This is a genomic window from Natrinema sp. 1APR25-10V2, assembly GCF_031626495.1.
GTDB lineage: Archaea > Halobacteriota > Halobacteria > Halobacteriales > Natrialbaceae > Natrinema.
This window is the reverse complement of the sequence record NZ_JAMQOJ010000004.1, coordinates 457,708-483,057: the sequence shown is the minus strand read 5'-3', so window position 1 is coordinate 483,057 and position 25,350 is coordinate 457,708. Positions and strand designations below refer to the sequence as shown.

The 25,350-nt window shown below is 65.9% G+C and carries 26 protein-coding genes; 15 read left to right on the top strand and 11 right to left on the bottom strand.

Annotated features, from left to right (window positions below):
- Positions 1-329 precede the first annotated feature (329 nt).
- Positions 330-1,505 (top strand): glutamate-cysteine ligase family protein, encoded by a 1,176-nt coding sequence (locus NDO75_RS15350; RefSeq protein WP_310907547.1) that lies wholly within the window; start codon positions 330-332, stop codon positions 1,503-1,505.
- A 1-nt stretch (position 1,506) separates the two neighbouring features.
- On the opposite strand, the gene NDO75_RS15345 is transcribed toward NDO75_RS15350, so the two are convergent.
- Positions 1,507-2,076 (bottom strand): DUF6789 family protein, encoded by a 570-nt coding sequence (locus NDO75_RS15345; protein WP_310907426.1) that lies wholly within the window; start codon positions 2,074-2,076, stop codon positions 1,507-1,509.
- Positions 2,077-2,236: 160 nt separating this feature from the next.
- On the opposite strand from NDO75_RS15345, the gene NDO75_RS15340 reads away from it, so the two are divergent.
- The 3 genes from NDO75_RS15340 to NDO75_RS15330 all read left to right on the top strand — a co-directional run bounded on the left by NDO75_RS15340 (position 2,237) and on the right by NDO75_RS15330 (position 4,972).
- Positions 2,237-3,250, top strand: a complete 1,014-nt coding sequence (locus NDO75_RS15340) for an alcohol dehydrogenase catalytic domain-containing protein (RefSeq protein ID WP_310907424.1) — start codon at positions 2,237-2,239, stop codon at positions 3,248-3,250.
- Positions 3,251-3,344: 94 nt separating this feature from the next.
- Positions 3,345-4,187 (top strand): ATP-dependent sacrificial sulfur transferase LarE, encoded by an 843-nt coding sequence (gene larE / locus NDO75_RS15335; protein ID WP_310907423.1) that lies wholly within the window; start codon positions 3,345-3,347, stop codon positions 4,185-4,187.
- 428 nt (positions 4,188-4,615) lie between these two features.
- Entirely contained in the window at positions 4,616-4,972 is a 357-nt protein-coding gene (locus tag NDO75_RS15330; RefSeq protein ID WP_310907421.1) for a hypothetical protein, read from the top strand.
- A 1-nt stretch (position 4,973) separates the two neighbouring features.
- On the opposite strand, the gene NDO75_RS15325 is transcribed toward NDO75_RS15330, so the two are convergent.
- On the bottom strand, positions 4,974-5,258 hold the full coding sequence (locus NDO75_RS15325) for an amphi-Trp domain-containing protein (RefSeq protein WP_310907419.1): 285 nt from the start codon (positions 5,256-5,258) through the stop codon (positions 4,974-4,976).
- A gap of 78 nt (positions 5,259-5,336) precedes the next feature.
- Positions 5,337-7,106, bottom strand: coding sequence for a ferredoxin--nitrite reductase (locus NDO75_RS15320; RefSeq protein ID WP_310907417.1), 1,770 nt, complete (start codon positions 7,104-7,106; stop codon positions 5,337-5,339).
- Positions 7,107-7,434: 328 nt separating this feature from the next.
- On the opposite strand from NDO75_RS15320, the gene NDO75_RS15315 reads away from it, so the two are divergent.
- Entirely contained in the window at positions 7,435-7,683 is a 249-nt protein-coding gene (locus NDO75_RS15315) for a hypothetical protein (protein ID WP_310907416.1), read from the top strand.
- A 90-nt stretch (positions 7,684-7,773) separates the two neighbouring features.
- Here the strand turns inward: NDO75_RS15315 and nasA are convergent, their stop codons facing one another.
- Both nasA and NDO75_RS15305 read right to left on the bottom strand, forming a co-directional pair.
- Positions 7,774-9,906 (bottom strand): assimilatory nitrate reductase NasA, encoded by a 2,133-nt coding sequence (gene nasA, locus NDO75_RS15310; RefSeq protein ID WP_310907545.1) that lies wholly within the window; start codon positions 9,904-9,906, stop codon positions 7,774-7,776.
- Between the two features lie 352 nt (positions 9,907-10,258).
- On the bottom strand, positions 10,259-11,239 hold the full coding sequence (locus tag NDO75_RS15305; protein WP_310907414.1) for a twin-arginine translocase subunit TatC: 981 nt from the start codon (positions 11,237-11,239) through the stop codon (positions 10,259-10,261).
- 139 nt (positions 11,240-11,378) lie between these two features.
- Here NDO75_RS15305 and NDO75_RS15300 point away from each other — a divergent pair, with 139 nt between their 5' ends.
- From NDO75_RS15300 to NDO75_RS15290, 3 genes are all read left to right on the top strand, one after another.
- A complete protein-coding gene (locus tag NDO75_RS15300; protein WP_310907413.1) occupies positions 11,379-13,700 on the top strand; it encodes a twin-arginine translocase subunit TatC in 2,322 nt (773 codons plus the stop codon).
- A gap of 210 nt (positions 13,701-13,910) precedes the next feature.
- Positions 13,911-14,183 carry a HalOD1 output domain-containing protein gene (locus tag NDO75_RS15295; RefSeq protein ID WP_310907411.1) on the top strand — a complete coding sequence of 91 codons (273 nt, stop codon included), beginning with the start codon at positions 13,911-13,913 and terminating at the stop codon, positions 14,181-14,183.
- 164 nt (positions 14,184-14,347) lie between these two features.
- A complete protein-coding gene (locus NDO75_RS15290) occupies positions 14,348-14,524 on the top strand; it encodes a ribbon-helix-helix protein, CopG family (protein WP_310907410.1) in 177 nt (58 codons plus the stop codon).
- A 10-nt stretch (positions 14,525-14,534) separates the two neighbouring features.
- Here the strand turns inward: NDO75_RS15290 and NDO75_RS15285 are convergent, their stop codons facing one another.
- Positions 14,535-15,311, bottom strand: coding sequence for a 23S rRNA (uridine(2552)-2'-O)-methyltransferase (locus tag NDO75_RS15285; protein ID WP_310907409.1), 777 nt, complete (start codon positions 15,309-15,311; stop codon positions 14,535-14,537).
- A gap of 293 nt (positions 15,312-15,604) precedes the next feature.
- Between NDO75_RS15285 and NDO75_RS15280 the strand changes: the two genes are divergently transcribed.
- From NDO75_RS15280 to NDO75_RS15265, 4 genes are all read left to right on the top strand, one after another.
- Positions 15,605-15,901, top strand: coding sequence for a UPF0175 family protein (locus NDO75_RS15280; protein WP_310907407.1), 297 nt, complete (start codon positions 15,605-15,607; stop codon positions 15,899-15,901).
- Positions 15,901-16,389, top strand: a complete 489-nt coding sequence (locus NDO75_RS15275; RefSeq protein WP_310907405.1) for a hypothetical protein — start codon at positions 15,901-15,903, stop codon at positions 16,387-16,389. The genes NDO75_RS15280 and NDO75_RS15275 overlap by 1 nt, the downstream gene beginning before the upstream one ends.
- A gap of 218 nt (positions 16,390-16,607) precedes the next feature.
- Positions 16,608-17,351 (top strand): DNA polymerase sliding clamp, encoded by a 744-nt coding sequence (locus NDO75_RS15270; RefSeq protein ID WP_310907544.1) that lies wholly within the window; start codon positions 16,608-16,610, stop codon positions 17,349-17,351.
- Between the two features lie 105 nt (positions 17,352-17,456).
- The gene (locus NDO75_RS15265; protein ID WP_310907403.1) at positions 17,457-17,771 is read left to right on the top strand and encodes a HalOD1 output domain-containing protein; all 315 of its coding nucleotides are present in this window, start codon (positions 17,457-17,459) and stop codon (positions 17,769-17,771) included.
- A gap of 50 nt (positions 17,772-17,821) precedes the next feature.
- On the opposite strand, the gene NDO75_RS15260 is transcribed toward NDO75_RS15265, so the two are convergent.
- Positions 17,822-18,691 (bottom strand): alpha/beta hydrolase, encoded by an 870-nt coding sequence (locus tag NDO75_RS15260; RefSeq protein WP_310907543.1) that lies wholly within the window; start codon positions 18,689-18,691, stop codon positions 17,822-17,824.
- Positions 18,692-18,944: 253 nt separating this feature from the next.
- Between NDO75_RS15260 and priL the strand changes: the two genes are divergently transcribed.
- Entirely contained in the window at positions 18,945-20,033 is a 1,089-nt protein-coding gene (gene priL / locus NDO75_RS15255; protein WP_310907402.1) for a DNA primase regulatory subunit PriL, read from the top strand.
- A 5-nt stretch (positions 20,034-20,038) separates the two neighbouring features.
- Here the strand turns inward: priL and NDO75_RS15250 are convergent, their stop codons facing one another.
- Positions 20,039-20,419, bottom strand: coding sequence for a hypothetical protein (locus NDO75_RS15250; protein WP_310907400.1), 381 nt, complete (start codon positions 20,417-20,419; stop codon positions 20,039-20,041).
- Positions 20,420-20,461: 42 nt separating this feature from the next.
- Positions 20,462-20,725, bottom strand: a complete 264-nt coding sequence (locus tag NDO75_RS15245) for a hypothetical protein (protein ID WP_310907399.1) — start codon at positions 20,723-20,725, stop codon at positions 20,462-20,464.
- A 198-nt stretch (positions 20,726-20,923) separates the two neighbouring features.
- Here NDO75_RS15245 and NDO75_RS15240 point away from each other — a divergent pair, with 198 nt between their 5' ends.
- Positions 20,924-21,553, top strand: coding sequence for an SWIM zinc finger family protein (locus NDO75_RS15240; RefSeq protein ID WP_310907398.1), 630 nt, complete (start codon positions 20,924-20,926; stop codon positions 21,551-21,553).
- A gap of 196 nt (positions 21,554-21,749) precedes the next feature.
- On the top strand, positions 21,750-23,588 hold the full coding sequence (locus tag NDO75_RS15235) for an acyl-CoA dehydrogenase family protein (protein ID WP_310907397.1): 1,839 nt from the start codon (positions 21,750-21,752) through the stop codon (positions 23,586-23,588).
- Positions 23,589-23,857: 269 nt separating this feature from the next.
- Here NDO75_RS15235 and hjc read toward each other — a convergent pair whose 3' ends face one another.
- Both hjc and NDO75_RS15225 read right to left on the bottom strand, forming a co-directional pair.
- Positions 23,858-24,385 carry a Holliday junction resolvase Hjc gene (hjc, locus tag NDO75_RS15230; RefSeq protein ID WP_310907396.1) on the bottom strand — a complete coding sequence of 176 codons (528 nt, stop codon included), beginning with the start codon at positions 24,383-24,385 and terminating at the stop codon, positions 23,858-23,860.
- Positions 24,386-24,480: 95 nt separating this feature from the next.
- Positions 24,481-25,290 (bottom strand): type II CAAX endopeptidase family protein, encoded by an 810-nt coding sequence (locus NDO75_RS15225; RefSeq protein ID WP_310907395.1) that lies wholly within the window; start codon positions 25,288-25,290, stop codon positions 24,481-24,483.
- Positions 25,291-25,350: the final 60 nt, after the last annotated feature.

Sequence of the window (25,350 nt, the reverse complement as noted above, 5' to 3'; positions counted from 1 at the left end):
CAGCGACCGCGGTGACGGCCCATGCGACACCGACGAAGGGGTGCGGTCTCAGCAGTCGTTCTACCGGGCCGACCCGTCTGTCCCTCACGACAGTGCTCGTGACGCTCACGTCGGTGGAGACGAAACGAAGGGGCCGAAGCGCCGAACGCGCTTCGAGCCAAGCGACGCGTAAGGAGAACGGCAGGCGGCTGCAGGGGACGCTCATATCAGGAGAGTTGACCAACCACCACACGATAATCAGGGACTCGAGCCGATCGATCGAGCGGAATCGAGTCGGCGGAACCAACGCCCCCTGCAGGGCCGACTGGCAGGAACGCGGGATCTCGAGCATGAACACGAGCATCGAAGTCGAGTACTGGGTCGTCGATAGCGACGGCAACCTCACCGAACCGGGGCCGCTCGCGGACGTATCGAGCCGAACCGAACGGGAGTTCGTCGAACCGTTGTTCGAAGTGAAGACGCCGCCCTGCGAGACGATCCCGGAACTTCGGACGGCGCTCGTGGGAGAACTCGAGGAGGTCCTCTCGAGAGCGGCGGAGAGAGACAAACACCTCGTCCCGTTCGGGACGCCGATCAACGGCGGCGCGATCGACCGGCGGCCCGACGAAGGGGGCCGCATACAGAAGGCAGCGGTCGGGTCGAACTTCGACTACGCGAAGTACTGCGCCGGAACGCACGTCCACATCGAGAAGCGCAACGTGACGGACCAGCTCAACACGCTCATCGCGCTCGATCCGGCGCTCGCGCTGGTCAACTCCTCGCCGTACTTTCAGGGCGAACGGATCGCCAACGGGGCCCGGGCGTACTGCTACCGGAAAAAGAGCTACGAGGAATTCCCGAAACACGGCCAGCTCTGGCGCTACGTCGACAACGTCGGCGAGTGGCACCGACGACTCGAGCACCGCTACGAGGAGTTCAAAGCGGCGGCCGTCGACGCGGGTGTCGACGGCGCGGCGGTCGACGAACACTTCTCGCCCGACGACGTGGTCTGGACGCCCGTCCGACTGCGCGATTCGATGCCCACCGTCGAGTGGCGCTCGCCGGACGCCGCGTTACCCAGTCAACTGCTTCGGTTGGCCGAGGACCTCCGGACGGTGATGGAACGGCTCCCCGAAACCACCGTTCGGATCGACGGCGAGAGCGTCAGCCGACGGAGCCGAGACGGCAGTGGCGACGACGGGGGCGCTGGCGCTGCGACCGCCAGCGATTCACCGGCCGACAGGGACGGTCCGACCGCCCGTCCCGGCCACGCCACCGAGGAAGGGATCGCCCTCCCCGCGTTCGAGACCGTCTGCGACCTCGCCGAGTCGGCGATCCACGACGGCCTCGAGTCACCCGCCGTTGCGGGCTACTTAGAGCGGATGGGATTCTCGGTCGGGGACTACCACCCGATCGCGGCCCGGATCGACGGCCGCCAGTACGTGACGGAAGCCGACGCCCGCGACCTGCGACTCGAGTACGCGAGCCGACTCGAGGAAGACGTCGCGGACCTGGCGCGGTCGTAGCTCAGTTACCGCCTCGGTATTCGTACTCCCGCTCGGGGTCGTCGGTGCCTTCCGTTCGCGAGCCGACCCAGGCGCCCAGCGAGAGCCCGTAGACGAGGTGGCCAGCGTGGAAGAGCGCGAGTTCGTCGGCATCGAGACGGATATCGAGCAGTCCGTTCAACACGACCTGGACGCCGACGGCCGACAGGACCATCCCGTAGACCGAGCCCCAGACGAGCCCCCGCTGTTCGGGCTCGATGGATCGACCGGCGTCGTAGAGGGAAAACAATACCCCGAAGAGAACGCCGGAGCCGATTCCGTAGAGCAGGTGCAACGCGAGACCGGGGATCGTGTGCTCCCCGGGATCGCCGCCGGCGACGTACTGCGACCAGAAGTTCGCCGACGGGGGCAGCGAGCGCAGGATCGGGAGCCGGAAGGCAGTCATGATCAGCGTCGCGACGAACCCGCCCTGAATCCCGCGTAACACTGCGTCGGCGACGTGCTCCCCGCGCGAGCGTTCATCGACGTCTTCGGTGTGTCCCTCCGTCTCGGTGATCGAGCGCAACCGCGACAGATGGTCAGATACGGCCATAGTGGTCTCGAATACCCTACTATAGGCACGACCTTAACCGCCCGGCGCGCGGATTACGGCACTCGTCCGAGCGGGGGTGTGACGGCAAGCCAGCGGCGCAATCGCGCTCGAGCCAGCCGCGAGGATCAGAGCTATGATCGCGTACTGCGATAGCCGGCGTATGCGCGTCGCAGCCGCGACCAGTCTCGAGGAGCCGTCCGCGATCGACGTGGCGCACCGTCCCGATCCGACGCCCGGACGCGGCGAGGCCGTCGTCCGCGTCGAGGCAGCCTCGCTCAACCACCGCGATCTCTGGAAGCTCGAGGACGGTCGGCTTTCGGAGGCGGACCTGCCGTTCGTCCCGGGCGGGGACCTCGCCGGCACCGTCGCGGAGACCGGCGACGGCGTCTCGAACGTCGCCGAGGGGGACCGCGTCGTCCTCTGCCCGCTCCTGACCTGCGGCGAGTGTCGGCCATGTCGGGATGGCCCCGAGAACAGGTGCGAGAACTACGACAGCTACGACGGCGCGTTCGCCGAACGGGCGCTCGTCGACGCGAGCCGACTCGTTCACCTGCCAGACTCGGTCTCAGCCGTCGATGCCGCCGCGCTTCCCATCGCCTACGTGACCGCCTACCGGATGCTCCAGCGCGGCGACGTGTCGGCGGGCGATCGCGTCTTCGTCCCCGGCGCGACCGGCGGCGTCGGTATCGCTGCGGTACAGCTCGCCGACCTCATGGGAGCCGAAACGATCGGCACCTCGTCGTCCGCGGCGAAGCTCGAGCGCGTCGAACGCGAGGGACTCGACCACGCGATCCACACCGCCGACCCCGACGAGATGCGGGCGGCCGTCGAAGAGATCGGCGACGTCGACGCGACGATCAACCACCTCGGCGGCCCCTACACCCGCGTCGGCGCGGCGGTCCTGCGGACGGACGGCGCGATGGTCATCTGCGGCCGGACGGCCGGCCAGTACCCCGAGTTCGACGCACGCGACCTCTACTTCGGGCACAAGCGCATCCTCGGCAGCACGCTCGGCACCCAGTCCGACCTCGAGCGCCTCGTCGGCTTCGTCGCCGACGGCCGTCTCGAGCCGGTCGTCGGGGAGCAGTACTCGCTCGCGGAGACCGCGTCTGCGGTCCGTGATATGGAGGCCCGGGACCTGGTCGGGAAACTGGTCATCCGGCCACGGGAGTAACGAGCCGACGGTACGGAAGCCGCCGACGGACGGGCGAAGATCGGCGACGACGCGACGCAACGTGCTTTTGCCCGTCCGGTTCGAACCACGGGCCATGACAACGGTCGAGGCGAAACTCGAGGCCGCCCGCGACGATCTGGCGGCCCGCGACGGAGTCCTCGTCGCCTTCTCCGGCGGGGTCGACTCGAGCGCCGTGGCCGCGCTCGCCCACGACGCGCTCGGCGACGACGCGGTCGCCTGCACCGCGAAGAGCGAGACCCTGCCCGAAGCCGAACTCGAGGACGCCAGGCGGGTCGCGAGCGAGATCGGGATCCGTCACGAAATCGTCTCCTTCTCCGAACTCGAGAGCGACGCGTTCGTCGAGAACGACGACGATCGCTGCTACCACTGCCGGACGATGCGGCTCGGCGAGATGAGAGAGACCGCCCGCAACCTCGGAATTAGCACGGTCTGTGACGGAACCAACGCCGACGATCCGGGCGCAGGCCACCGGCCCGGCCTGCAGGCGGTCGACGAACTGGACGTTCACTCGCCGCTGTTGGCCCACGACATCACGAAAGCGGAGGTCAGGGCGATCGCCGAGCACTACGACCTCTCGGTCGCCGACAAACCCTCGATGGCCTGCCTCTCCTCGCGGATCCCGACCGGCCTCGAGGTCACCGAAGATCGACTCGGCCGAATCGAGCGCGCCGAGGCCCTGCTGCGCCAGTGGGGGTTCGACCAGTTCCGCGTCCGCGACCACGACGGCCTCGCCCGCATCGAGGTCTCGCCCGACGAACTGGAGCGCGCGCTGGAACGCGAGTTCGTCGAGACGGTCCGGGACGAACTCTCGAAACTCGGTTTCGACCACGTCACGCTCGACCTCCACGGCTACCGGACCGGCAGCGTCAGCCCCGAGAGTGCGACAGACAACGCCGAGTCCTCGAGCGACGACTAACAACGAAATTTTGCTCTGCGGGCCGCCTTCGGCGGCCCTCGGCAAAATCTTCAAAAGAGCGCGAAGCGCTCTTTTGGACCTCGCGGGATCTTCGATCCCGCTCAGTTTCGATCAAAAGCCTCCTCCCTCCCCGTTGGGTCGGTCGTCGGCCCGCTCGTTCGCTCGACTCGCGGCCACCGAACGTCGAATCCTCGAGCGACGGCTGAGCCGAAGAATCAGCGGCGATCGACGGCGTGAGCGAAGACCTACCCGCCATTCGGAACAGTATTCGCCGTTCGTCCGCGTTTCACGCCTTTCGGTGACTGTTCATGGAAAATATAATCGCATTTCGTGGAGCGGATTTGTCGTTGTTCGTATTTCTGCACCATCGTCCGGTAATATTGCGCATTGCGATACGAACGTAGCGCTTGGGTTGGTATCAGTGACCGATGGACGCCGACGTGCCGCTCGAGTGGAACACCGAAGAGTGTCGGACCTACACCCCGGCGAACACGGACCGGGAGATGGAGTATCGAACGTACGTACACGAGTCGGGCGATCTCCGGCTGAAGGTCGCCCCGGCCTCGCTCGACGGCGAGGATCACCCGGGGTACACGCTGACGGCGACGAGTTATCCCGGGCTGGATCTCTCCGAGACGATGCCGGTCAGAACCGTCCTGACGTTCGAACGCTGTGAGCGGATCGCCACCGAGTTCATGGACCTCTTTTCGGCCAGCTACGACGGTCCGGGCTCGCTCGAGGACGCGCTCGACTACGCCTACGAACGGACCCGCGACCACCGCTGACTCACTCGATTTCCAGACTCCCGCCGTCGCCGCCGTCCCCGCCGGCCTCGTCCCACTCGAGTTCGAACTCGACGCTGAGTTCGCCGGGCGCGTCCGTCGGCCCCTCGCGCTCGGCTTTGACTTCGAAGGTGGGGCGCGCAGGCGGCTCGAGCGTCACCGATTCGGAGCCGGATTTGAGGGTGATCGCCTCGCCGTCGTCCAGATTGTCCGCGACGCGTCGGAGCAGCGACGCGATCTCGGATCGGCTGTGCTCGCTCTCGGATTTGAAGAGTACTTCTTCCGGCATAGGCGACTGTACGTTCCGCGAGTTGATAAGTAGTGCGCGGGTAATCGGCCGACCTGCCGACGAGCGGGTCGACTCGACTCAGTCGTCCGACGGAGCCGCGGATTCCTCGCCCGTCGCGGCCGCCGCGGACTCGCTCTCCGCGAACGGGTACCACGACTGCTTGGCGTCGTCCATGTACGGCGCGTCGAAGTCCGTCTCCTCGGGCTCACAGAACTCGACGAGCTGTTCTTCGGCCGTCGCCTCGACCCACTGGCGGAACGTCTGCCCGTCCGCACGATGGGCCGCGTAGGCCTCGAGCAAGCTTCGGATCGCGCCGGGAGCCTCGTCGGCCGGGACGCGCTGCTGGATCCAGTCGATGAACGACGGGTTCTCGCCGACGCCGCCGCCGACGCCGATGTCGAAGGCCTCGACCATCTCGCCGTTCTTCCGGGCGCGCATCCCCTGTAAGCCGATGTCGGCGGTCATCGCCTGCCCGCAGTCGGCCGTACAGCCCGAATAATGCATCTTGATCTTCCCCACGTCGTCGGGCAGTTCGACGTTCCTGTTGAGCCAGCGCAGCATGCGCGCCATCCGCCCTTTCGTCTCGGTCAGCGCGATCGAGCAGAACTCGGTGCCGGTGCAGGCCATCGCGCCGCGCTCGAACGGGCTCGGTTCCGGCGGGTACTCCTCGAGTACCGGCTCGGCGAGCAGGTCCTCGAGGTCGTCGTCGCCGACGTCGACGATAACGGGGTTCTGGCGGCGGGTGAGCCGAACCTCGCCCGAGCCGTACTCGTCGGCGTGGTCGGCCAGCTCGATCGCGTCTTCGGCGGGCAGGCGGCCGACCGGGACGCTCAGGCCGACGTAGTTCCGACCGTCTTTCTGATCGCCGACGCCGACGTGATCGTGCTGGCCGTCCTCGACGGGGCGGCCGGCGTTGTAGGTGTACTTCGACCGGAAATCCTCGCCCGCCGTGTGCATCTCGAAGTCGACGTACTCGTCCTGCAGGGTCTCGCGGATCTTCTCCATGCCCCAGTCCTCGGCGAAGAACCGCGCACGGTTCTTCGAGCGGTTCTGACGGTTCCCGTAGTCGTGGTAGAGTTCGACGAAACCACGGCCGACCTCGTATGCGTTCTCGGGCCGGACGAAGACGTCCAGCGGGGTCGCCGCGCGGGGCTGGCGACCGCCGAGCCCGCCGCCGATACGCACGTTGAATCCGCGGACTTCCTCGCCGTCTAGCTCCTTGGTCGCCGGCTCGAACCCGATGTCGTTGATCGAGTCCTGGGCGCAGCCGACCGTACAGCCCGAGACGCTGATGTTGAACTTCCGGGGCATGTTCGCCAGCGCGTCGTCTTTTCGCAGTTCCTCTTCGAAGCGCTCGAGCAGGGGCCCGGACTCGACGAACTCCTCGGCTTTCCCGTGGAGCGGACAGCCCGAGATGTTACGCATCGTGTCGCCGCCAGACGAGCGCGAGTGGACGCCGACCGACTCGAGTTGCTCCCAGATCTCGGGGACGTCCTCGAGTTTGATCCAGTGCAGTTGGACCGATTGACGGGTCGTCAGATCGATCCAGCCGTTGCCGAACTCTGGGTTCTCGACGGGGCCCTTGGCGTAGTCGCGAGCGACCTCGCCGATGGTCCGTAACTGGTCTGGCTCGAGGATGCCGCTGGCGTTGGTCAACCGCATCATGAAGTACGATTCCTGGCCCGAGCGCTGGTGGAACAGCCCCCAGAACTTGAACCGGGTGAACCACTTCTCGCGTTCGTCCTCGGGAATCGCCTCGTAGCCGCCGTTTTCCGCGAACTCGAGGAGGTGCTTGCGGACGTCGTCGCCGTAACAGCCCTCCTTGAGTTCCTCTTTCTTATGCGCCATCGTCGCTTACCCCTCCGACCGAACGATCGGACTCCAATATCCGATTTCCCTCTCCAAACATGTCGTAATTCACGTTTCATGGACATGGTTCTAAACTATTTAACAGTAATCGTTGACAATCATCTGTTTTTTCTCCGCGTTCGGACTCAGGCGTGGCATCTCCAATGAGATATGATCTATATTAGGACGTATGTCGCTCGTGAGAGGGTGGAGAACTAGCGAATACAAACACGCTCGAGGCGAAAGTGGCTCGAGCGACGGCCGAAACCGGATGGTTTCACGGAAGAAGCGATAGATAGATTGATCTGTTGGCTGAAATGGAGGCCGGATGGCGAACGAATCACTCGGACAGCCGTTCACAGATGCGAGCGGCCTGTTCCTACTGGTGTCGCTGGTGGTGGCGTTTTCGGGCCTCTACGTATACCGCAAACGAGGGAAAACGGCGACGAGCACGGGTCTGACGGTGATTGCGTTCGTTCTGCTGGATGCCTCCGCGTTTCGAGATGGAAAGAACGTCGTCGCCGGTTTGACGCTTTTCGCAGCAGTTTCGTCGATAATCGCACTCTATAGGAGTTGAGAGGGAAGGGAGACCTCGTGACGAACGAACGGACGTCGGCACGCGAATCAGGGGTGTGCCGTCGCTCGTCGTATCGGCAGGCAGAGACGGTCAAGCGCTGACTTCCGCGACCGCGCCCACGTCCCGTTCTCGCGGCGGCTCGAGACGGACCGCACACTGCTTGAAGTTGGGTTCGTTCGAGCGGGGATCGACGTCGGGCAGCGTGAGATCGTTGACGTCGGGGTGGTGAATCGGGAGCCAGACGACCCCGTCGGGGATCGCCTCGTCGGTTTCGATGCGGACGGTGACCGACGCCCGTCGGGAGACCACTCGGCCGTAGGTGGCGTCCTCGTCGCTCTCCCCACCGTCGGCGGGACCCTCGAGTTCGTCCGCGAGTGCGGCCGCCGTCGCGGGGCTGACTCGCGCCGTCGGCGGTTCGTCCTCGCGCGTTCGCACGCCGGTGTTGTACGCGTCCGGACGGCGCGCGGTCGTCAGCGTCAGCGGGTAGGACTCGTCGGTCGGCTCCGGGAGCGGGCGGGCCTCGCCGCTCGAGAACCGCGCACGGCCGGAGCCGGTCGGGAACGACCACGATTCGTCGGTCGGCCCGGCAATGGTCGACTCGCGGTCAGCCGCGTCGCGATCGGCGCTCTCGGCGTCGTAGTACCGGTACCCCGCCGACACGTCCGGTTCGGGTGCCGGCCAGCGGACCGCGCGCTCGGCCTCGAGGCGCTCGTAGCTGATCCCAGAGCAGTCCGCAGGGGTGCCGGCGGTCAACGCGGCGAACTCGTCGAAGACGGCTGCCGGCTCCGGCCGCTCGTCGAACAGGTCGGGGACGAGCCGGTCGGCGAGGTCGTCGATCAGCTCGAGGTCCGTGCGGACGCCACTGGGCGTCTCCGTGGCGGCGCGGACCCGCGAGATCGTTCGTTCCATGTTGGTCGTCGTCCCCTCGGACTCGCCCCAGGTCGCGGCGGGGAGGACGACGTCGGCGTACTCGACCGTCTCGCTGCGGAAGGCATCCTGCACGACGAGGAACGCGTCGTCGAGTTTCTCGCGAACGCTCGTCGCGTCCGGCATACCCGCGACGGGGTTCGTCGCGACGGCGTAGACGGCCTCGACCTCGTCGCCGATCGCGTCGACGATGCCGACCGGTCCCGGTCCCGGATCGTCGGGGAACCGCGAGACGGGAACGTCCCACGTCTCGGCGACCTCGCGGCGGTGGTCGGGATCGGCGAACGGGCGGTGACCGGGCCAGGAACCCTTCGAGGAACAGACGCGGGTCCCCATCGAGTTGGCCTGGCCGGTCAGCGAGAACGGCCCCGAGCCCGGCCGGAGATTGCCGGTCGCGAGACAGAGATCGATCAGCGCGCCAGCGGCCGCGGTTCCGTTGACGCTCTGGTTGATCCCCATCCCCCAGTACAGCAGGGTGGGATCCTCGAGCGCGGCGGCGAGTTTGTCGACGTCGGCTATCGAAACGCCGGCCATCTCGGCGGCCTCGGCGGCGTCGGGCAGTTCCGCGCGGAGTTCGGCGAAGCCGGTCGTCGCCTCGGCGACGAAGTCCTCGTCGACGCGGTCCGTCTCGACGACGCGAGCGAGGACCGCCCGGGCGAGCGCGAGGTCGCCGCCGGGCTCGAGTGGAACGTGGTGGTCAGCGACCGCCGCGGTCTCGCTGTGGACGGGGTCGACGACGATCAGTTCCGAATCGTCGTCGTCCGCGGATTGGCGGACCCAGCGAAACATGACCGGATGAGCCGCCGCCGGGTTCGCTCCCCAGACGACGTGGCTCTCGGCGTCGGGAATGTCGTCGTACGTCGGTGGCGGCGCGTCGCTGCCGAAGGCGTCGTAGTAGGCCGTCACCGCGCTCGCCATACACAGCGTCGTGTTGGCGTCGTAGTACCGGGTCCCGAAGCCACCGCGGGCGAGTTTGCCCAGTGCGTAGGCCGCCTCGTTGGTCTGCTGGCCGCTGCCCAGCACGGCGACGGCGTCGCCGCCGGCTTCGAGTGCGGTGCCGAGTCCCTCCGCGGCGCGCTCGAGGGCCGACTCCATCGTCGTCGGGACGAGATCGCCGTCCTTGCGCACGAGCGGCCGGGTCAGCCACTCGCCGTCGGGGTCGGCGGTCTCGCTGACGCCGCGCTGACAGGCCAGTCCCTGATTGACCGGATGGGCGGCGTCGCCGCGGACGGTCTCGAGGCCGTAGCCTCGCTCGGGGGCCTGCTGGACGTGGCCGCAGCCGACTGCACACCGCATACACGTGGTCGGCACGAGATCAGTCACGGCTCCCACCCCACGGAATCGGTGCGAGCGAGGCAATGTGATTTACAATCACACCCATCGGAGAGGTTTCCCACACCATCATTCAGATATTCACGTTTCAGGAGAACATATGCAACTACAAAACGGTGATCGTTTACGAACCGTTGGTTTTCTTCGTCAAATCGGCCGGGCTCGGCAATATGTGAACGGATAGGGAGAATATAAGGACAGTATGCGGCGGTGGTCCGGCTGGAACGACCGACCGAACGTCCACGGGCTGACGAGCGATACCCCTGCCCGCGGGAGAACACGTGGGAAGCGCAGACGGACCGTGACTCGAGCCGGTCTAGTCGACGCCGACCCACTTCAGGATCAGCAGCGTCCCTTCGAACAGCAGGATCATCGTGACCGCGACGATGACCGGGGCCATCCCCGTCGGATCGAACGCGAACATGAACGCCAGTCCGGCGAACGCCGCCCAGAAGTACAGTCGCTTCTGGGCGAGCCAGCGGCGGGTCGTCACGCCCATCATGATCGCCAGCATGATAAAGAGCGGAATCTGGAAGACGATCGCGAGAAAGCCCGTCAGGGTGATGATCAGGTTGAACGTCTCGCCGAGCGCGTACGCGATCTGGGCGCTCTCCTCGGCGTAGTAGGTGAAGTACCTGAACAGAACCGGCAGAACGAGGATGTAAGAGAACACCATCCCGATCGCCGCCAGCACGACGCTCGTCGGCACGGCCGCGAGGTAGTACTTGCGCTCGTTGGGGTACAGCCCCGGCCGCATGAACAGATAGCACTCGTAGACGAACGCCGGCAGCGCGATCATGATTCCTAGCAGCGACGAGATCTTGATCCGGGTCAGCCAGAGCTCGAGGGGGTGGTAGACGTGCGGCGGCGGCACCTCGCCCTCGGCGTAGGGGAAGACGTTGAACCAGACGAACTCGATGGCGTCGGACGCCCACAGCAGGCCGATCGCCGTCCCGCCGGCCCCGAACAGGAGGACGACCGCCAGCCGGAGGACCATCTCCTCGATGTGGTCGGCCAGCGGCATCTCCTCGTCGTCCGGCGGCGTCGAGATACCGCCGATGTCGTCGTCGGGGTCGGGATACGTCGGCTCGGGGTCGTGTCGGTCGCCGACGACGCCCTCACCGTCGGTCTCGAGGTTCGGGAAGTCCTCGCGCTCGGCCTCAGTAAGGTGGTCGGGCCCGTCGAGACCAGGATCGTGACCGGCGTCGTCGTCGGGCGCTGGCTGTCGCTCGTCAGGGGTGTCCTGTGGCTCGTCGGGACCCTCGACGTCGCGTCCATCGGCCGGCTCGTCCGACATCTAGGGGTTAGTGATAGGCCACCGGTTATAGGCCTTTTTCTTACGACCACCCGAAGAGAGTGAGAAGGCCGTTCGATCGACCCTCACCATCCGTATCCACTCGAAAGGTTGATAACTGGATGTCAGTTACCCCAACCCAATGAGTTCTGCCCTCGACGAGGACACCGCCCGCACTATCAACAGCGGCCGGGAAACGATCGGCACGCTCCTCTCGGGTGTCCAGCAGCACCTCCAGAAGGTGTTCATCGTCTTCCTCATCGGGTTCGTCGGCTCCTTTTACGCGCTTCGCGTTGTCGTCTGGGACTTCCTCGAGGCGACCGCGACGTCGCAGATGGGCAGCGATCTCGCCGGCTCGACCGACGTGATCACCCGAACGCCGTTCGAGGTGATCCTCTTGCAGGCGAAGATCGGGATGATAACCGGTGCCATCGTCGCGATCCCCGCCCTGCTCTTTTTCACGCGGAAATCGATCCGTCGGCGCGGCTACGACAGCGTCGTTCCGGTCTCGAAGGGGTACATCGCCGGCTTCGTGGTGATGGCGCTATCGCTGTTCTCGTTGGGCGTCATCTACGCGTACAACGTCTTCTTCCCCTTCGCGTTCGATTTCCTCGCGGGCAACGCCGTCAGCGCCGGGATCAAACCCAGCTTCGGCATCACCGAGTTCACCGAGTTCATGGCGCTGCTGACGCTGTCGTTCGGGCTCGCCGCCCAACTGCCGTTGATCATGGGCGTGCTCTCCTACACGGAGATCGTTCCGTACGAGACGTTCCGCGACAAGTGGCGACACGCCGTCGTCGGGATCGTGGTCTTCGGGGCCGTCTTCTCGCCGCCGGACCCGTTCACGCAGGTCATGTGGGCGACGCCGATGGTCGTCCTCTACGTCTTCAGCCTCGGGCTGGCCAAGGTCGTCTCCAACGCCCGACGGCGCGGCGCGGCGAAATCCGAGGGGTCGGGGACGGCCCACGTCAAGCGTCGCCTCCTCCAGTTCGCCGGTGTTCTGGCTATCATCGCGGCCGCGGCCACCGTCGCCGTCGAGCAGGGCGCGTTCGACTACTTGCACCAGGCGGTCTTCCCCGCGTTCCCCGAACTGATCCGACCCGCGGAACCGCTCGGACTCGAGACGACGGCGGACACCCACGGCCTCGCCGGCGCGATTGCGGTCGGGACCATCGTCAGCCTCGTCGCCGGGTTCGTCATTCTCCTCGGGTACACGATCCGAGTCCTTCAGGGGCCAGTCTATCCGCGTGAAGACGACATTCGGCGCGCCGACACCCACGAAGACGTCGACTGGGAGACGCTCGAGGCCGAGGACATCGACGACGTGTCGACGCAGGTCTTCCTGAGCATGAGCGAAGACCAGGCCCTCGAGTACTCCCGGCAGGCGATGTACGACGACGACCGGGAGAAGGCGCAGGCCATCCTCGATCGGTTCGACGCACTCGAGGAAGGGGCCGAGAGCGGCGGCTCGGCCGCGGGCGGAGCGGCAAACGCCGCAGCGAGCGGCACAGGGGGCGCCGCCGGCGGTGACGAGAACCTCTTCGCGAACACCGCCGCCGGGATGCTCGATCCGTTCACCGAGGACGAGACGACCGAGGACGACATCGGCGGCTACGCCTACGACATCGCCTTTATCTTCAACAGTCTCACCTCGAAGGTGTTCCGCATCGTGGGACTGTTCATGATCGTCATGGGCAGCACCTTCTTCTGGCTCTACTCCGACGGCCTCGGGAAGATCCTCAGACTCTTCCTCGACAGGGTTCCTCGCGACGTGCTGGTACAGGTCGTCGATGGAGAGGTCGATCCGAACGCCCCCCTCGCCGAACTCGTCCAGGAGATGGACATCGTCGTCGCCCTGCACCCGGTCGAGGTGCTCATCTTCGAAGCGAAGGTGAGCGCGCTCGTCGGCCTCATCGCCACCCTCCCGCTAGTGCTGTTCTACGCCTGGCCGGCGGCCAAGGAGCGCGGCCTGGTCTACGGCGACCGGCGGACGTTCGTCGTCTGGGCCGGCGGCCTGCTCGTCGGCTTCGCCGTCGGGACCTACCTCGGATTCTTCTGGGTCGCGCCGTCGATCATCTCGTATCTGGTCTCGGACGCGCTCACCAACGGGATGGAGATCTCCTACCGGATCAAGAGCTTCTTCTGGCTCGTGATCTTCACGACCGTCGGCATCGGCTTCCTGCTGAACATCGTCGTCACGATGGCGCTGTTCCACGTCGGCGGCATCATCAGTTACCGCATGATGCTCGAGCGCTGGCGGCCGGTCGTCGTCGCGATCTTCGCCCTGGCGGCCTTCTTCAGCCCCGAGGGCATCCTCATGATGTTGCTCTTTGCCATCCCGATCTCGATCACCTATCTGATCGGGCTGGCCGTCCTCTACGTCCTTACCGCCGGCGGCCGACTGTTCGGCGGTGGCGGGGGCTCGACGGCGCAACCCGACGCCGAGGACGCCGCGGCGAAGTGAGAACGCCGACGCTTCACGAGTCGACGGAGGTCGCGTCGGCGCGATCCGGAAACGACTGGTCGATAGCGCGTTCCGCCGATTCGCGCCCTCCCGGCCGACGGGACCGCGGTTCGCAGTCGGAGCGGTGAAACACCGAGCGACGAGACACGCACTAGTTGGGAAGCGACGCTATCCCCGTCGAGCGCGTACTCGATTTGAGGAGGTGAAAAAGTGAACGGGAATAATCACGCTTCGAAGCGCGATCGGGCGACGTTCGCGGACGAGTCCTTACTCAGTCTTCGAATCGTCGGAGCCGTCGCGAACGCGATGGATATCGACCCCGTCGACTGTCCGCCGCTGTTCGAAGCTATCGACCCGTTGGCGTTAGATACGCTGTTCGAAGGCAAAGAGTCGCGCGGCACGCTCGTCTTCGAATACGCCGGACACGTCGTAACGGTAGACAGCGAGGCACACGTCACTCTGGCGGAATCGGACGGGCCGTAACGGCCACATCACGACGTTTTTCGTCACGACTGCTCGACGAATACGCGGTGGGTACACGCCGCCGCTGAGGGCACCATCCTGGCTGTCGGTATCTCGAGACCCGCTCGGGGAACTGTCCGACCAGCTACCCTTAAGTCAGGGACGTGCGAACGGCTACCTAACCGATGCCAAAGATCAGCGTCGAAATCCCGCAGGAGCTCCTCGAGGACCTCGATGACCACGTCGGCGACGACGGCAAGTTCGTCAACCGCAGCGACGCGATCCGCGCCTCGATCCGCAAGACGCTGGACATCCTAGACGAGATCGACGAGCGCCACGACCGCCTCGAGAACGAAGAGTGAGGAGAACCGGTCAGTCCCGCTCGAGTCGCTGGGCGAAGCCGAAGTTCGGTTTCACGTCCTCGACGCGGACCGTCACGGTCTCGCCGACCTCGGCTCCCGGAACGAACAGCCGGTAGCCGTCGACCGAGGCGATGCCGTCGCCCTCGCTCCCCACGTCTTCGATCTCGACCACGAGTTCGTCGCCCGGCCGTACCGGCGCAGTGAGCCGTCCCTTCCCGATGAAGTAGACCTCGGAGGACTCGTCGCGGCTGGCCTTCGGCGAGGTCGCACGGACGTACTGGAACTCCTCCTCGACGTCGGCCCGGAACTCGTCGACGTCCGGCCCTTCGAAGACCTTCACGACGAAGTCGCCGCCGCTGTCGAGTAGCTCGAGGGCGGTCTCGAAGGCCTGCCGCGCCAGATGGAGCGAGCGGGCCTGATCGAGCGAGTACTCGCCGGACATGTTGGGTGCCATGTCCGAGACGACCGCGTCGACGGAGCCGCCGGCGGCGTCGATGACCCGATCGCGGGTCCGCTCCTCGGTCATGTCCCCGCGGAGCGTCTCGACGTTGTCGTGGTCGTCGAAGTCCTTGATCCGCTGGAAGTCGACGCCGATCACGTGCCCCTGCGGGCCGACCTCCTCGGCGGCGACCTCGAGCCAGCCGCCGGGCGCGGCCCCGAGGTCGACGACCGTATCGCCTCGGTCGAGGACGTTCTCGAGGTCGTCGAGCTGTTTGAGCTTGTAGGCCGCTCGAGAGCGATAGCCCTCCTGCTTGGCCTTGTTGTAGTAGTGGTCTTTGCCTGCCATGCTTACCTCACCAAATGCCGTGCTACGTCCAGCCCAGAGATCGCCGATGGATCTGCGTTCATACAAGGGAAGAAGCCGTCGACCCGGAAAGGTACATCGGATGGTGACAACGACACCAACTCCGCCCGCTCGGCGTACACCTCGAAGATCAGTTCGCCGGCTGTTTGACGCGTGTCGTCTGTCCCGATGAACAACAGCAATCGAGGGACGATGGTACGGTCGTGGTGGGCGACGACGCCGTCCGATACACCCTTCCGTTACATCTATCCTGTATCGTAACGTACCCGATCGTAATGATGAAGACAGTCACTACACGTATCCCAGAGGACGACGAGGAGGCGCTCGCCGAACTCGAAGCAGAAATGAGTGCAGATCGATCGGAGGTGCTCCGACGACTGATCCGACAGGGGCTCGACGACTGGCGCACGGAACGGGCGCTCGAACAGCTCCGAGACCACTCCATTACGCTCCGGAAGGCGGCCGAACTGGCGGACGTCTCGTACGTGGAGATGCTGACCCTCGCCGCCGAGGAGGGTATCGACGTCGGGTACACGACCGACGACCTCGAACGTGACCTCAACCGAATCTGATGGTCGTCGTTGATTCCTCCGCGCTGATTCCGCTCGCTTGGGTCGGCCGACTCGACCTCGTCTCGACCGCCTTCGACGATATTCGGACGACCGCAGATGTTCGGGAGGAAGTCCTCATCGAGGGCAAGCGTGGCACCGCTGCGCTCGACGAGTTCCTGGAAGACGTGACCACTCACGAAACGCCGGACGGAGCCGCCGAGGTGGCGTCTATGGAGGGGATAGCGGAGACCGAGGCGTCGGTGATCCTACTCGCAGAGGATAACGAGGCGATCCTCCTCGCCAACGACAAGGGGTTGATCGAGGTCGCCCGGAGTCACGGTGTCGAGTGCTGGTGGGTGACGACGCTGTTGCTCAAGTGCACGAAGGAGGGCGACGTGACGGCCGACGAGGCGACCGACGTCCTGTACGATCTCGTGGACGAGGGAATGAATCTCCACCCGAAAGTCTACGCGCGGGTGCAGAAGAAGCTTCGAGAACTGGAGGAGTAACTCGGGGTACTCGGCGTGGAGAAGTGCGCTCAGTTGTAGTAGGCACTGAAAACCGATGTCCACCCCCTTGACACATCCGGGCCAGATAGCGGTTCGAGGAGGAGACACGTGTCGTTCACCGCTGACCGGCGCCACGCGGTTCGTGGGTTGGAGTGACACGGCATTCGCTCGCGCGTAAAGGGTGGCTTTTTATGGCAACCGTCCGTACGGCGACCTATATGTTCAAGGCCATCGTGAGCGCCGAAACGCTCACCAGCGCGCTCGATTCGGTGAGCGTGCTGGTCGACGAGTGCAAGATCCACCTCGAGGAAGACGGACTGGAGATCCGGGCCGTCGACCCCGCGAACGTCGGGATGGTCGACCTCTCGCTCGATGCGGCTGCGTTCGAGTCCTACGAAGCTGACGGCGGGCTGATCGGCGTCGACCTCTCGCGGCTGGAAGACATCGCCGGCATGGCCGAGTCCGGCCAGCTCGTCCAGCTCGAGTTAGACGAGGAGACCCGCAAGCTCCACATCCAGATCGACGGCCTCGAGTACACGCTCGCGCTCATCGACCCCGATTCGATCCGCCAGGAGCCCGACATCCCAGACCTCGACCTGCCCGCAGAGGTCGTCCTCGAAGGGAAAGACGTCAACCGATCGGTGACGGCCGCCGATATGGTCTCCGACCACATCGCGCTGGGCGTCGACGAGACCGAGGAGTACTTCTACGTCAACGCGGAGGGCGACACCGACGACGTCCACCTCGAGCTCACCCAGGAAGATCTGATCGATCTGCAGGTCGGCCCCGCGCACTCGCTGTTCTCGCTGGATTATCTCAAGGACATGAACAAAGCGATCCCCAAGGATACCGAGGTCACGCTCGACCTCGGTGAGGAGTTCCCCGTCAAGATCTACTTCGGCTTCGCGGAGGGACAGGGACAGGTCACTTACATGCTCGCGCCGCGCATTCAGAGCGACTGACTGGCCGGTCTGGGGCGGATTCGGTTCGACGGCCTCGTTCTCGTCGTTTAAAAGGAGGATATGAACAGGGCAGCGGCTACCGGACTGCTACCCCTGCGGTAGCGCATGCCCTCCACGAGCGATTCACCGGACGAACCTGCGTCGCGCGAGCACAGATACGTCACGACGTTCGACCCCGCAGACGAGCAGCCGAGCGAGGCCGTCGTCACAGCGGTCGCCGCGGTTCTCGAGGCCGAGACGGATGAGCTGTCGCCGCTGTACGACATCGTCGATCCGGACGCGCTCAACTCCCTGGTCGACCACGCCCAACGGGCCGGTACGAACGGAACGCACCTGATCTGGTTCAGCTACGAAGGGCTCGACATCGGCGTCCGAAGCGACGGCCAGATCCGGATTCGGGACGCCGCCGCGGCCAGCTAACGGCTCCGTGTCGCTCGACACCGACGCGGCCGCCGCGTCGAGCATCGCTCCTAGTCCTGTTCGTCGAGGAACTCGAGGAGCCGCTCGTTGACGTACTCGTCGTCCTCGATGAAAAAGAGATGAGAGCCGCCCTCCACGAGTTCGAGGCGGCTGTCCGTGATCTTCTCCTCGAGCAGTCGCGCGTTCTCTACGGGAACGACCTGATCGTTCGTCCCGTGGAGGATCAGCGTCGGCACGCGGAGGCCGTCGAGACGGTCGCTCACGTCGAAGTTCTGGACGGCCGCTGCCTGAGCCTCGCGGCCGGGGTCGTCGGCGTCCTGCTCGAGTCGCCACTCGAGGATCTGATCTATCAGGTGGGGGTTCCGGTTGGTGAACCGCTCGTTGAAGGCGGGCCGCATGCGGTGGCGGAGCGTCTCCCGCTCGTTCGCGCCGTCAGGCGTCTCGAACATGTGTTCCTGCGTCTCGTCGGGAACCGGAGCCGCGTCAGGGCCGCCGTGGCTCGTACAGAGCAGCGTCAGCGACTTCGTCCGGGTGTACTCGAGCGCGTACCGCTGGGCGATCATCCCACCCATGCTCGCACCGACGATGTGGGCGTCGTAGATCCCCGCGTTCTCGAGGACGGCCTCGAGGTCGGCCGCCAACCCGCCGATCGAGTAGCCGGCGAGTTTCAGGACGATCAGCGCACGGAGCGTCCCCGGCAGCCGCGGCACCAGCGGGGGAAGACCGACGTCGGAACGGCCGGTCCCCCGATTGTCGGGAGCGACGACCTCGTACCCGGGAGCGACGGCCTCGCGTTGCCACCGCCACATCCATCGTCCGAATCCCAGCCCCTGGACGAAGACGACCGGGGCTGACCCGTCGCCGTCGCCACCCTCGCGCTCGTAGTAGATCGACACACCGTCTCTCGTCGCCTGTGGCATACTCGACGTGACGTGTCGAACGCCCTTGAAATCGATCCTCGAGGCGGACGCAGTCGACGCCGGCCGGCCGGCGACCGCGACCGACCCGCCGCCGGCCGCTGGTAATACCGTATTACCGCCGCCGCAAGCGCCGAACAACGCAGCGACCGTGAGAACGGATTCTCGCATCCGATCGTCGAGACGGACGATCTTTGATAAAGAACGATTAGAGGAACCAGCGTGTTTATCCCGCCGGAGTAAAATCGTTTTACCGATGCAGCGACGCCACGCCCGGTACCCGTTTCTCGAGGCCGCCCGCGAGTCCGTCGCGACGGAGGCGGTCGATCTAGCGACCGTCGTCGAGCAGGACCGGGCGGTCGTCGACCGCGCGCGCCAACGCGTTATTACCGCGCTCGAGGCGGGGGAAACCGGCGAGCCACACCGTGAGGCGAGGATCGAATTGCTCTCCTATCCCGTCGCTCGCGTCCTCGTCTCGATGGTCGAAGAGCAGGTGCTCGTCCGCAAGTACGCCCGCGCCGAGGCCGAGACGGCCTACGACAGGTTCACCGCCGACATGGCGGATACGACCGAACTCAAGAGCGTCGAGTCGACGGGGCTCGAGCTCGCGGACTTGCTCGCCGAGTTCGACCTGCAAGGAGCGATCCGCGAAGACGGCGACGGCTACCGGATCGACGTCGGCACCTACCTGCCGTTGGCCGAAGACCTGTGGGACGACGAGTGGCGGCTCGTGAACCGGCCGCTCTCGGCGGGCGAGGTGCCCGTCGACGAGGACGAACTGCTCGCGCTCGTCCGGGAGGCGATCCGCGGCCGCATCGAGGACGGTCTCCCCTTCGAGGTCCCCGACGCCATCGCGACCGCGCTCGAGGACGACGCCGCCGAGATCCGCGAGGTGCTGGCCGACCTCGACCTCACTCGAGAGATCGACACCGTCGTCCCGGATCTGTTCCCGCCGTGTATGAAGGCGCTGCTCGATCAAATTCAGAAGGGAGAGCACTTGCCCCACCACTCGCGGTTCGCGATCACCGCGTTCCTCGCGAGCATCGGGATGACGACCGACGAGATCGTCGACCTCTACCGCGTGAACTCCGCGTTCGGCGAGGAGATGACCCGCTACCAGACCGACCACATCCGCGGCGAGAGCTCACCGACGGAGTACTCGCCGCCCTCGTGTGCGACGATGCAGTCCTACGGCGACTGCGTCAACAAAGACGACCTCTGCGAGCGCATTCCCCACCCGATGGCGTACTACGAGGAGCGGATCGACGACGCCGACGACGACGATCTCGAGGACTGGCGAGAGCGAACCGACGACGGCGAAAGCGAGGCCGCGAGCGGCGACTGACCGAGTTACTCCCGTCGCTCCGCGACCAGTTCGTCGGCCTGCTGCCGAATGTCCCGTAACGCGCGTTCCTGCTCGGCGCGAGTGATGCCGCCGGCTTCGGCGTGTCGACCGTCGTACTGCCGGGAGGGAATCGCGTTCCAGACCGTCGATCCGTCGGCGGCCTCGCTCTCGTCGGCCCGGCCGTCGGTTCCGGCTCGTCGCCACAGGAGCGCGGTCGCCAGCCCGCAGACTCCGACCAGTGCGAGGAACGCGTGGTCCGGTTCGGCGACGAGAGACGCCGGCCCGAGGAGTACCGGGATACAGAGCACCCCGAGGACGATCGGGACGGCGATCCGCCACCGTGACGATCGAGACGACCCGTCAGTGGTCCCATCGGTATCCGCCATATTTGATGTCAATCTCCCGACTGCAAAAGCGTACCGCCGGCCTCAGAACGCTCCGTTCGGGTCGGAGTCGTCGCTGGCCTCGAGGCCGTCGTCGGGATCGTTCAGCATGTAGGCCAGTCCGATCCCGATCGCGGTGAGCAAGACGATGAAGCCGACGATGACCCAGACGAGCATCCAGCCACCTGCGACCGAGAGCGTGCTGTCGGCAGTTCCGTAGGTGGAGGCGACGCCGAGCATCGCCGCCACCATCAGGGCGACGGCAGCGATGGAGACGCCGATTTCGATAAGCTGTTCGCGATCGAGCATTGTCCGATCGGTTTCGGCGGCCGGGTGAAAAGCGCTTCGAAGGGGGCCTCGGCCGGCGAGCGGCGGCCTCTCGTCGGTGATCGCTCGAAGAAATCGTATAAACAGCGGCCCTGAGCACGCAAGCAGGCCCGTTATTTCGTTCGAGCCCCTATCCACGTCGAATAGCCAGCCGACCAGCGAGTTCACTTCGACGCACCCATGAAAACAACAGCGTCACCGAAAGCACCGCTTCCAGTACCGTCATCCGATCACCTCACGGAGCGATCGCGTCGCGCCCGCACCGAACCGATGTCGGTGTTGCCGCTGGGCGATGGTCTCTACGAGGTCGAATCCGCGAGCGACCACACCTACCTCGTCGATCTCGAGAGCGGCCGCTGTACCTGTCCGGATCACGTCTTCCGCGAGGCGCGCTGCAAGCACATCCGTCGAGTCGCGATCGAGATCACCGAAGGGCGGACCCCACCGCCGGGCGAGGTCGCCGTCGACTGTCACGACTGTGGCGAGACGATCTTCGTCGACGAAGACGAGAGCGAGCCGTTCTACTGCGAGGCCCACGCGCTCCGCCCGGGCGACGCCGCCGTCGACCGCGAGACCGGCGACCGGCTCACCGTCGTCGACGTCTCGGAGCTGCGTGCCGACGCCGTCGAGATCGGCGCGGCCGACACCACGGTCGCCGAGTACGAGACGAACGAGGGCTACGACGCCGACGTACCCGTCGTCGGCGCGATCTACCCGCACGCCAGGGTCGCTCGGAACGGCGTCGTCCCCTCGTCACTGCGGGTCTACGTCTTCCCGCGGACGCGCCTCGAGCGCGCGGCGCGAGGCTGATGCGAGCGCCGCGGCGTGACGAGCGGTGAGGAACGAGCCGCGAGCGCGCGGCGCGAGGCTGATGCGAGCGCTCCGACGAGGTGAGCGGGACGGAACCAACCGAAGGGTACCGCCGGATCGAGGGCGACAACCGTTTGCAACGCACGTCCCATTGCTATCGCCCGTTTTCTTGTGTGCTGGTATCGACTAGCGAGCCATGAGCACGGGCATCGATTACGGCGCGTTCGAGGAGGGTCGACACGTGAACTACTGGGAGCTCGACCGTACGCTCCAGCGAGAGCTGCGCCGGGTGTACGATGCCGGCGAATTCGAGTGGGCCGAACCGCGGCTCGAGGAGTTCGGCGAACTGATCGGCCACACCGTCGCCGACAACGCGGACTACGTCGACGACCACGGGCCGGAACTCGAGACCTACGACAAGTACGGCGACGTGCAGAACTTCGTCCGGTACCCCACCGAGCAGCTCGAAAACGACGAACTGGTCTACGAGGCGGGCATCGTGGCCGACGCGTTCGAGGCCCCGCCCGGCCGCGACGAGCCGATGCCGATCAGCCACTTCCTCGCGACGCTACAGCTGCTGTGTTACGCCGACGCCGGCTTCGGCTGCCCCGTCGCGATGACCGCCGGCTCGGCGCTGGTCCTCGAGCGCTTCGACGACGGCGACCTCGAGCCCTACTACCGGGCGCTGGTCAGCCGGGACTACGACGACCTGATCGAGGGCGCGATGTTCCTCACCGAAGAGCAAGGCGGCAGCGACGTGGGGGCCAACGAGACGACGGCGCGGTACGACGAGGAGGCCAGCCGCTGGCGGCTCACCGGCGAGAAGTGGTTCTGTTCCAACATCGACGCCGAGGGGACCCTCGCGCTCGCCCGGACCGAGGACGCGCCGGCGGGGACCGACGGGCTCTCGATGTTCCTGGTCCCGCACGGCGATCCCGACGAGGGCGTCCTGACCAAGGGCGACCGGCGCGCGTTCGAGGGACCGCCGCCGGGGGACGCGCTCAACGATCAACTGTACCGGCGGCTGAAGGACAAACTTGGCACCATCGCCGTCCCGACCGGCGAGGTCGAGTTCGACGATACGAAGGCGTACCTCGTCGGCGAGCAAGAGGCCGGCTTCAAGCAGATGACGGAGATGCTCAATCTCGAGCGACTCGCGAACGCTGCGGCTTCCTGTGGCGTCATGGGCCGGGCCCTGCTCGAGAGCAATATACAGGCCGCCACCCGCGAAGCCTTCGGGAAGACGATCGACGAGTTCCCGCTGATGCGTGAAGACCTCGTCGACATGACCGTCGACTACGAGGCCGCGACGGCGTACGTCCACGAGGTCGGCCGACTGTTCTCCGAGCGCGAGCGAGCGCGACGGGACGGGGACGCAGGCGACGAGATCGACGACGAGTACCGACTGCTGCGGCTGCTGACCCCGATCGCCAAGCTCCGAACGGGCCGGATGGCCGTCGACACCGCCTCATACGCCATGGAGATCCAAGGCGGAAACGGCTACGTCGACGACTTCGTCACCAATCGCTTGCTCCGTGACGCGCAGGTGTTGCCGATCTGGGAGGGGACCGAGAACGTCCTGTCGCTCGACGCCGTCCGCGCCCTCGAGCGCGAGGAGGCCCACGAACCGTTCATGGCGGCGATCGAGGAGCGCCTCGAGGCCGTCACCCACCCCGCGCTCGCAGACGCGGCCGAAACCGTCGCCGCCGAGTACGAGGACCTGACCGGGGCGCTGCTGACGCTGGCCGACGAGGACGCCGACTACGTCCAGCTCTCGGCCAAGCGCCTCGCTCACTACTGCTTCGAGGTGTTCACCGCCGCGCTGTTGCTCGCGGAGGCACAGGCCGACCTCGAGGACGGCGACGGCCGGACGGCGATGGTCGCGCGGCGGTTCGTCGCGACCGAACTCGAGGATCGGGAGGCGCGGGGGATCACGGGAGGCGACCGATCCGTCCTCGAGGCGTTCGAGCCGATCGTCCACCACGCGCCGGTCGATCCGGACGACATCGCGGCAACGGCCACGGCTGACGACTGATCCCGGCGAGAGCCGACCCTTGAGGGATCGTACTCACGAGAGTCGACGGAAGTCGGTCGCCCCGCAGGGACAGTTCTTCGGCGAGCCGATCGGTCGAATCCGACCGTCCGGCCAGATCCGAGCCGCGAATACCGATCCGCAGTCCTCGCAGACCGCTGTTCCTCGGGAGATCGCAGTCGAATCGGTCACGGGAAACACACAGCCAGCCAAACGGATACCGTTCAGACCCAACTAGTTGGGCCGCCGGTCACTCGACGGCCGGAGCGAGGTCACTCGAGCAACTCCGCGGCCTCGTCGACGTCCATCACGCCCTGTTCGACGGCGTTGAGCACGCGGAGGGTGTCCTCGTCGGGGCCATCGTCGCCGCCGTCGGCGGCCGCGGCCTCCTCGAGGGTGACCTTCTCGGAGCGGCCGGTGAACTCGGCGAAGTCGGTGCCGTCGGCGAGCGCCGTCTCCTTCTTGACGCGGTAGTTGCCCCCATCGGTGACGTAGAGATCGCCGGGGTGGAAGAAGTACCAGTCCTCGCGGTCGAAGCGGACCCCGATCCGGGGTTTCGCGCCGAAGTTCTGCGCGAAGTAGATCAGCGCCTCGACCTCCTCGCCGGTGAGATAGATCGGATCGCCGGAGCTCGATTTCGCCTCGATCGCGTAGAACTGCTCGCCGTCGCCGGCCAGCACGTCGGGGAGTTCGCGTTCGGTCGCGGAGCCGCTGGCGGGCGCACGCATCACCGCGAAGCCGGCCTCGTCGAGCGCGTTGACGAGTTCGCGTTCGCGGCGGTCGCCCTTCGCCTGGGACATACCCCTTCCTCACCGGCCGGCGATAATAAATAACCGGACGACGCGGCGACCGTGACCGGCCGGCGTGGCTCCAGCGCGGCGGTCGTCCGGCGTGGCTACAGCGGGACGGTTGCCGCGAGGTCGACCAGCAGCGACGTGGTGGGTTCAGCCGTCTCGAGGTCGTACTCGAGAGCGATGTAGAGGATACCGAACTGGATGGCGTTGAAGGCGGCGTGGGCGGCGATCGGAACGAAGAGGTTGTCGGTTTTCGCGTAGAGGTATCCGAAGATGAGCGAGCCGCCGAAAACGACTACGACCGGGACGACGGTCGCGAGCAGCGACTGGGAGACCGCGTACGAGACGACGTGGATCAGAGCGAAGATGGCGCTGGCGATGACGACCGCCTGCCCTCGAGAGAAGGCATCGTAGAGCCGCTTCTGGACGATGTTTCGGAAGAGAAACTCCTCGGCCGGCGCGTTGAAGAAGAAGACGATTCCGATCATGACGAGGATCATCGTCTGATCGTCGCCGATATAGCTCGTGACCGTGTTCTCCGCGGACGGCAGGGAGAGCAACTGAACGACCAGGCTGACGAGGACGTAGAAGACGAAGCTTCCGAGAACGCCCGCGATGATGTACAGCCAGCCCCGTTTCGTCGGCAATCGGAGATCGACGTACGACCGTCCGCGCTCGGTCACGGCGAGATAGATCGCGCCGGCGAGTACGAAGCCGACGAAATTCAGGGTCAGCAACAGCGTTCGGCTCGCGATCGATGCATCGAGCGGTGACGTAATGACTGTCGGATCGAGCAGCAGGGCGGGAAGAACGGTGAACTGACTGGCGAGAATACCGAACGCCGCCAGCCCGACCGCGACGAGCGTCGACCGAATCGGACCGTCCTCTCGTTGCTGCGAGGTCGTCGCCATGCAGCGCCCTACGGGAACCACGTCCTTGTGCGTTCCTCTCGAGGCACGCTCCGGCGCGCG

Excerpts from the sequence above, each read along its gene's own strand:
- NDO75_RS15350 (WP_310907547.1), top strand. The coding sequence starts at position 330 with ATGAACACGAGCATCGAAGTCGAGTACTGGGTCGTCGATAGCGACGGC.
- NDO75_RS15345 (WP_310907426.1), bottom strand. The coding sequence starts at position 2,076 with ATGGCCGTATCTGACCATCTGTCGCGGTTGCGCTCGATCACCGAGACG.
- NDO75_RS15340 (WP_310907424.1), top strand. The coding sequence starts at position 2,237 with ATGCGCGTCGCAGCCGCGACCAGTCTCGAGGAGCCGTCCGCGATCGAC.
- larE (WP_310907423.1), top strand. The coding sequence starts at position 3,345 with ATGACAACGGTCGAGGCGAAACTCGAGGCCGCCCGCGACGATCTGGCG.
- NDO75_RS15330 (WP_310907421.1), top strand. The coding sequence starts at position 4,616 with ATGGACGCCGACGTGCCGCTCGAGTGGAACACCGAAGAGTGTCGGACC.
- NDO75_RS15325 (WP_310907419.1), bottom strand. The coding sequence starts at position 5,258 with ATGCCGGAAGAAGTACTCTTCAAATCCGAGAGCGAGCACAGCCGATCC.
- NDO75_RS15320 (WP_310907417.1), bottom strand. The coding sequence starts at position 7,106 with ATGGCGCATAAGAAAGAGGAACTCAAGGAGGGCTGTTACGGCGACGAC.
- NDO75_RS15315 (WP_310907416.1), top strand. The coding sequence starts at position 7,435 with ATGGCGAACGAATCACTCGGACAGCCGTTCACAGATGCGAGCGGCCTG.
- nasA (WP_310907545.1), bottom strand. The coding sequence starts at position 9,906 with ATGCGGTGTGCAGTCGGCTGCGGCCACGTCCAGCAGGCCCCCGAGCGA.
- NDO75_RS15305 (WP_310907414.1), bottom strand. The coding sequence starts at position 11,239 with ATGTCGGACGAGCCGGCCGATGGACGCGACGTCGAGGGTCCCGACGAG.
- NDO75_RS15300 (WP_310907413.1), top strand. The coding sequence starts at position 11,379 with ATGAGTTCTGCCCTCGACGAGGACACCGCCCGCACTATCAACAGCGGC.
- NDO75_RS15290 (WP_310907410.1), top strand. The coding sequence starts at position 14,348 with ATGCCAAAGATCAGCGTCGAAATCCCGCAGGAGCTCCTCGAGGACCTC.
- NDO75_RS15285 (WP_310907409.1), bottom strand. The coding sequence starts at position 15,311 with ATGGCAGGCAAAGACCACTACTACAACAAGGCCAAGCAGGAGGGCTAT.
- NDO75_RS15280 (WP_310907407.1), top strand. The coding sequence starts at position 15,605 with ATGATGAAGACAGTCACTACACGTATCCCAGAGGACGACGAGGAGGCG.
- NDO75_RS15275 (WP_310907405.1), top strand. The coding sequence starts at position 15,901 with ATGGTCGTCGTTGATTCCTCCGCGCTGATTCCGCTCGCTTGGGTCGGC.
- NDO75_RS15270 (WP_310907544.1), top strand. The coding sequence starts at position 16,608 with ATGTTCAAGGCCATCGTGAGCGCCGAAACGCTCACCAGCGCGCTCGAT.
- NDO75_RS15265 (WP_310907403.1), top strand. The coding sequence starts at position 17,457 with ATGCCCTCCACGAGCGATTCACCGGACGAACCTGCGTCGCGCGAGCAC.
- NDO75_RS15260 (WP_310907543.1), bottom strand. The coding sequence starts at position 18,691 with ATGCCACAGGCGACGAGAGACGGTGTGTCGATCTACTACGAGCGCGAG.
- priL (WP_310907402.1), top strand. The coding sequence starts at position 18,945 with ATGCAGCGACGCCACGCCCGGTACCCGTTTCTCGAGGCCGCCCGCGAG.
- NDO75_RS15250 (WP_310907400.1), bottom strand. The coding sequence starts at position 20,419 with ATGGCGGATACCGATGGGACCACTGACGGGTCGTCTCGATCGTCACGG.
- NDO75_RS15245 (WP_310907399.1), bottom strand. The coding sequence starts at position 20,725 with ATGCTCGATCGCGAACAGCTTATCGAAATCGGCGTCTCCATCGCTGCC.
- NDO75_RS15240 (WP_310907398.1), top strand. The coding sequence starts at position 20,924 with ATGAAAACAACAGCGTCACCGAAAGCACCGCTTCCAGTACCGTCATCC.
- NDO75_RS15235 (WP_310907397.1), top strand. The coding sequence starts at position 21,750 with ATGAGCACGGGCATCGATTACGGCGCGTTCGAGGAGGGTCGACACGTG.
- hjc (WP_310907396.1), bottom strand. The coding sequence starts at position 24,385 with ATGTCCCAGGCGAAGGGCGACCGCCGCGAACGCGAACTCGTCAACGCG.
- NDO75_RS15225 (WP_310907395.1), bottom strand. The coding sequence starts at position 25,290 with ATGGCGACGACCTCGCAGCAACGAGAGGACGGTCCGATTCGGTCGACG.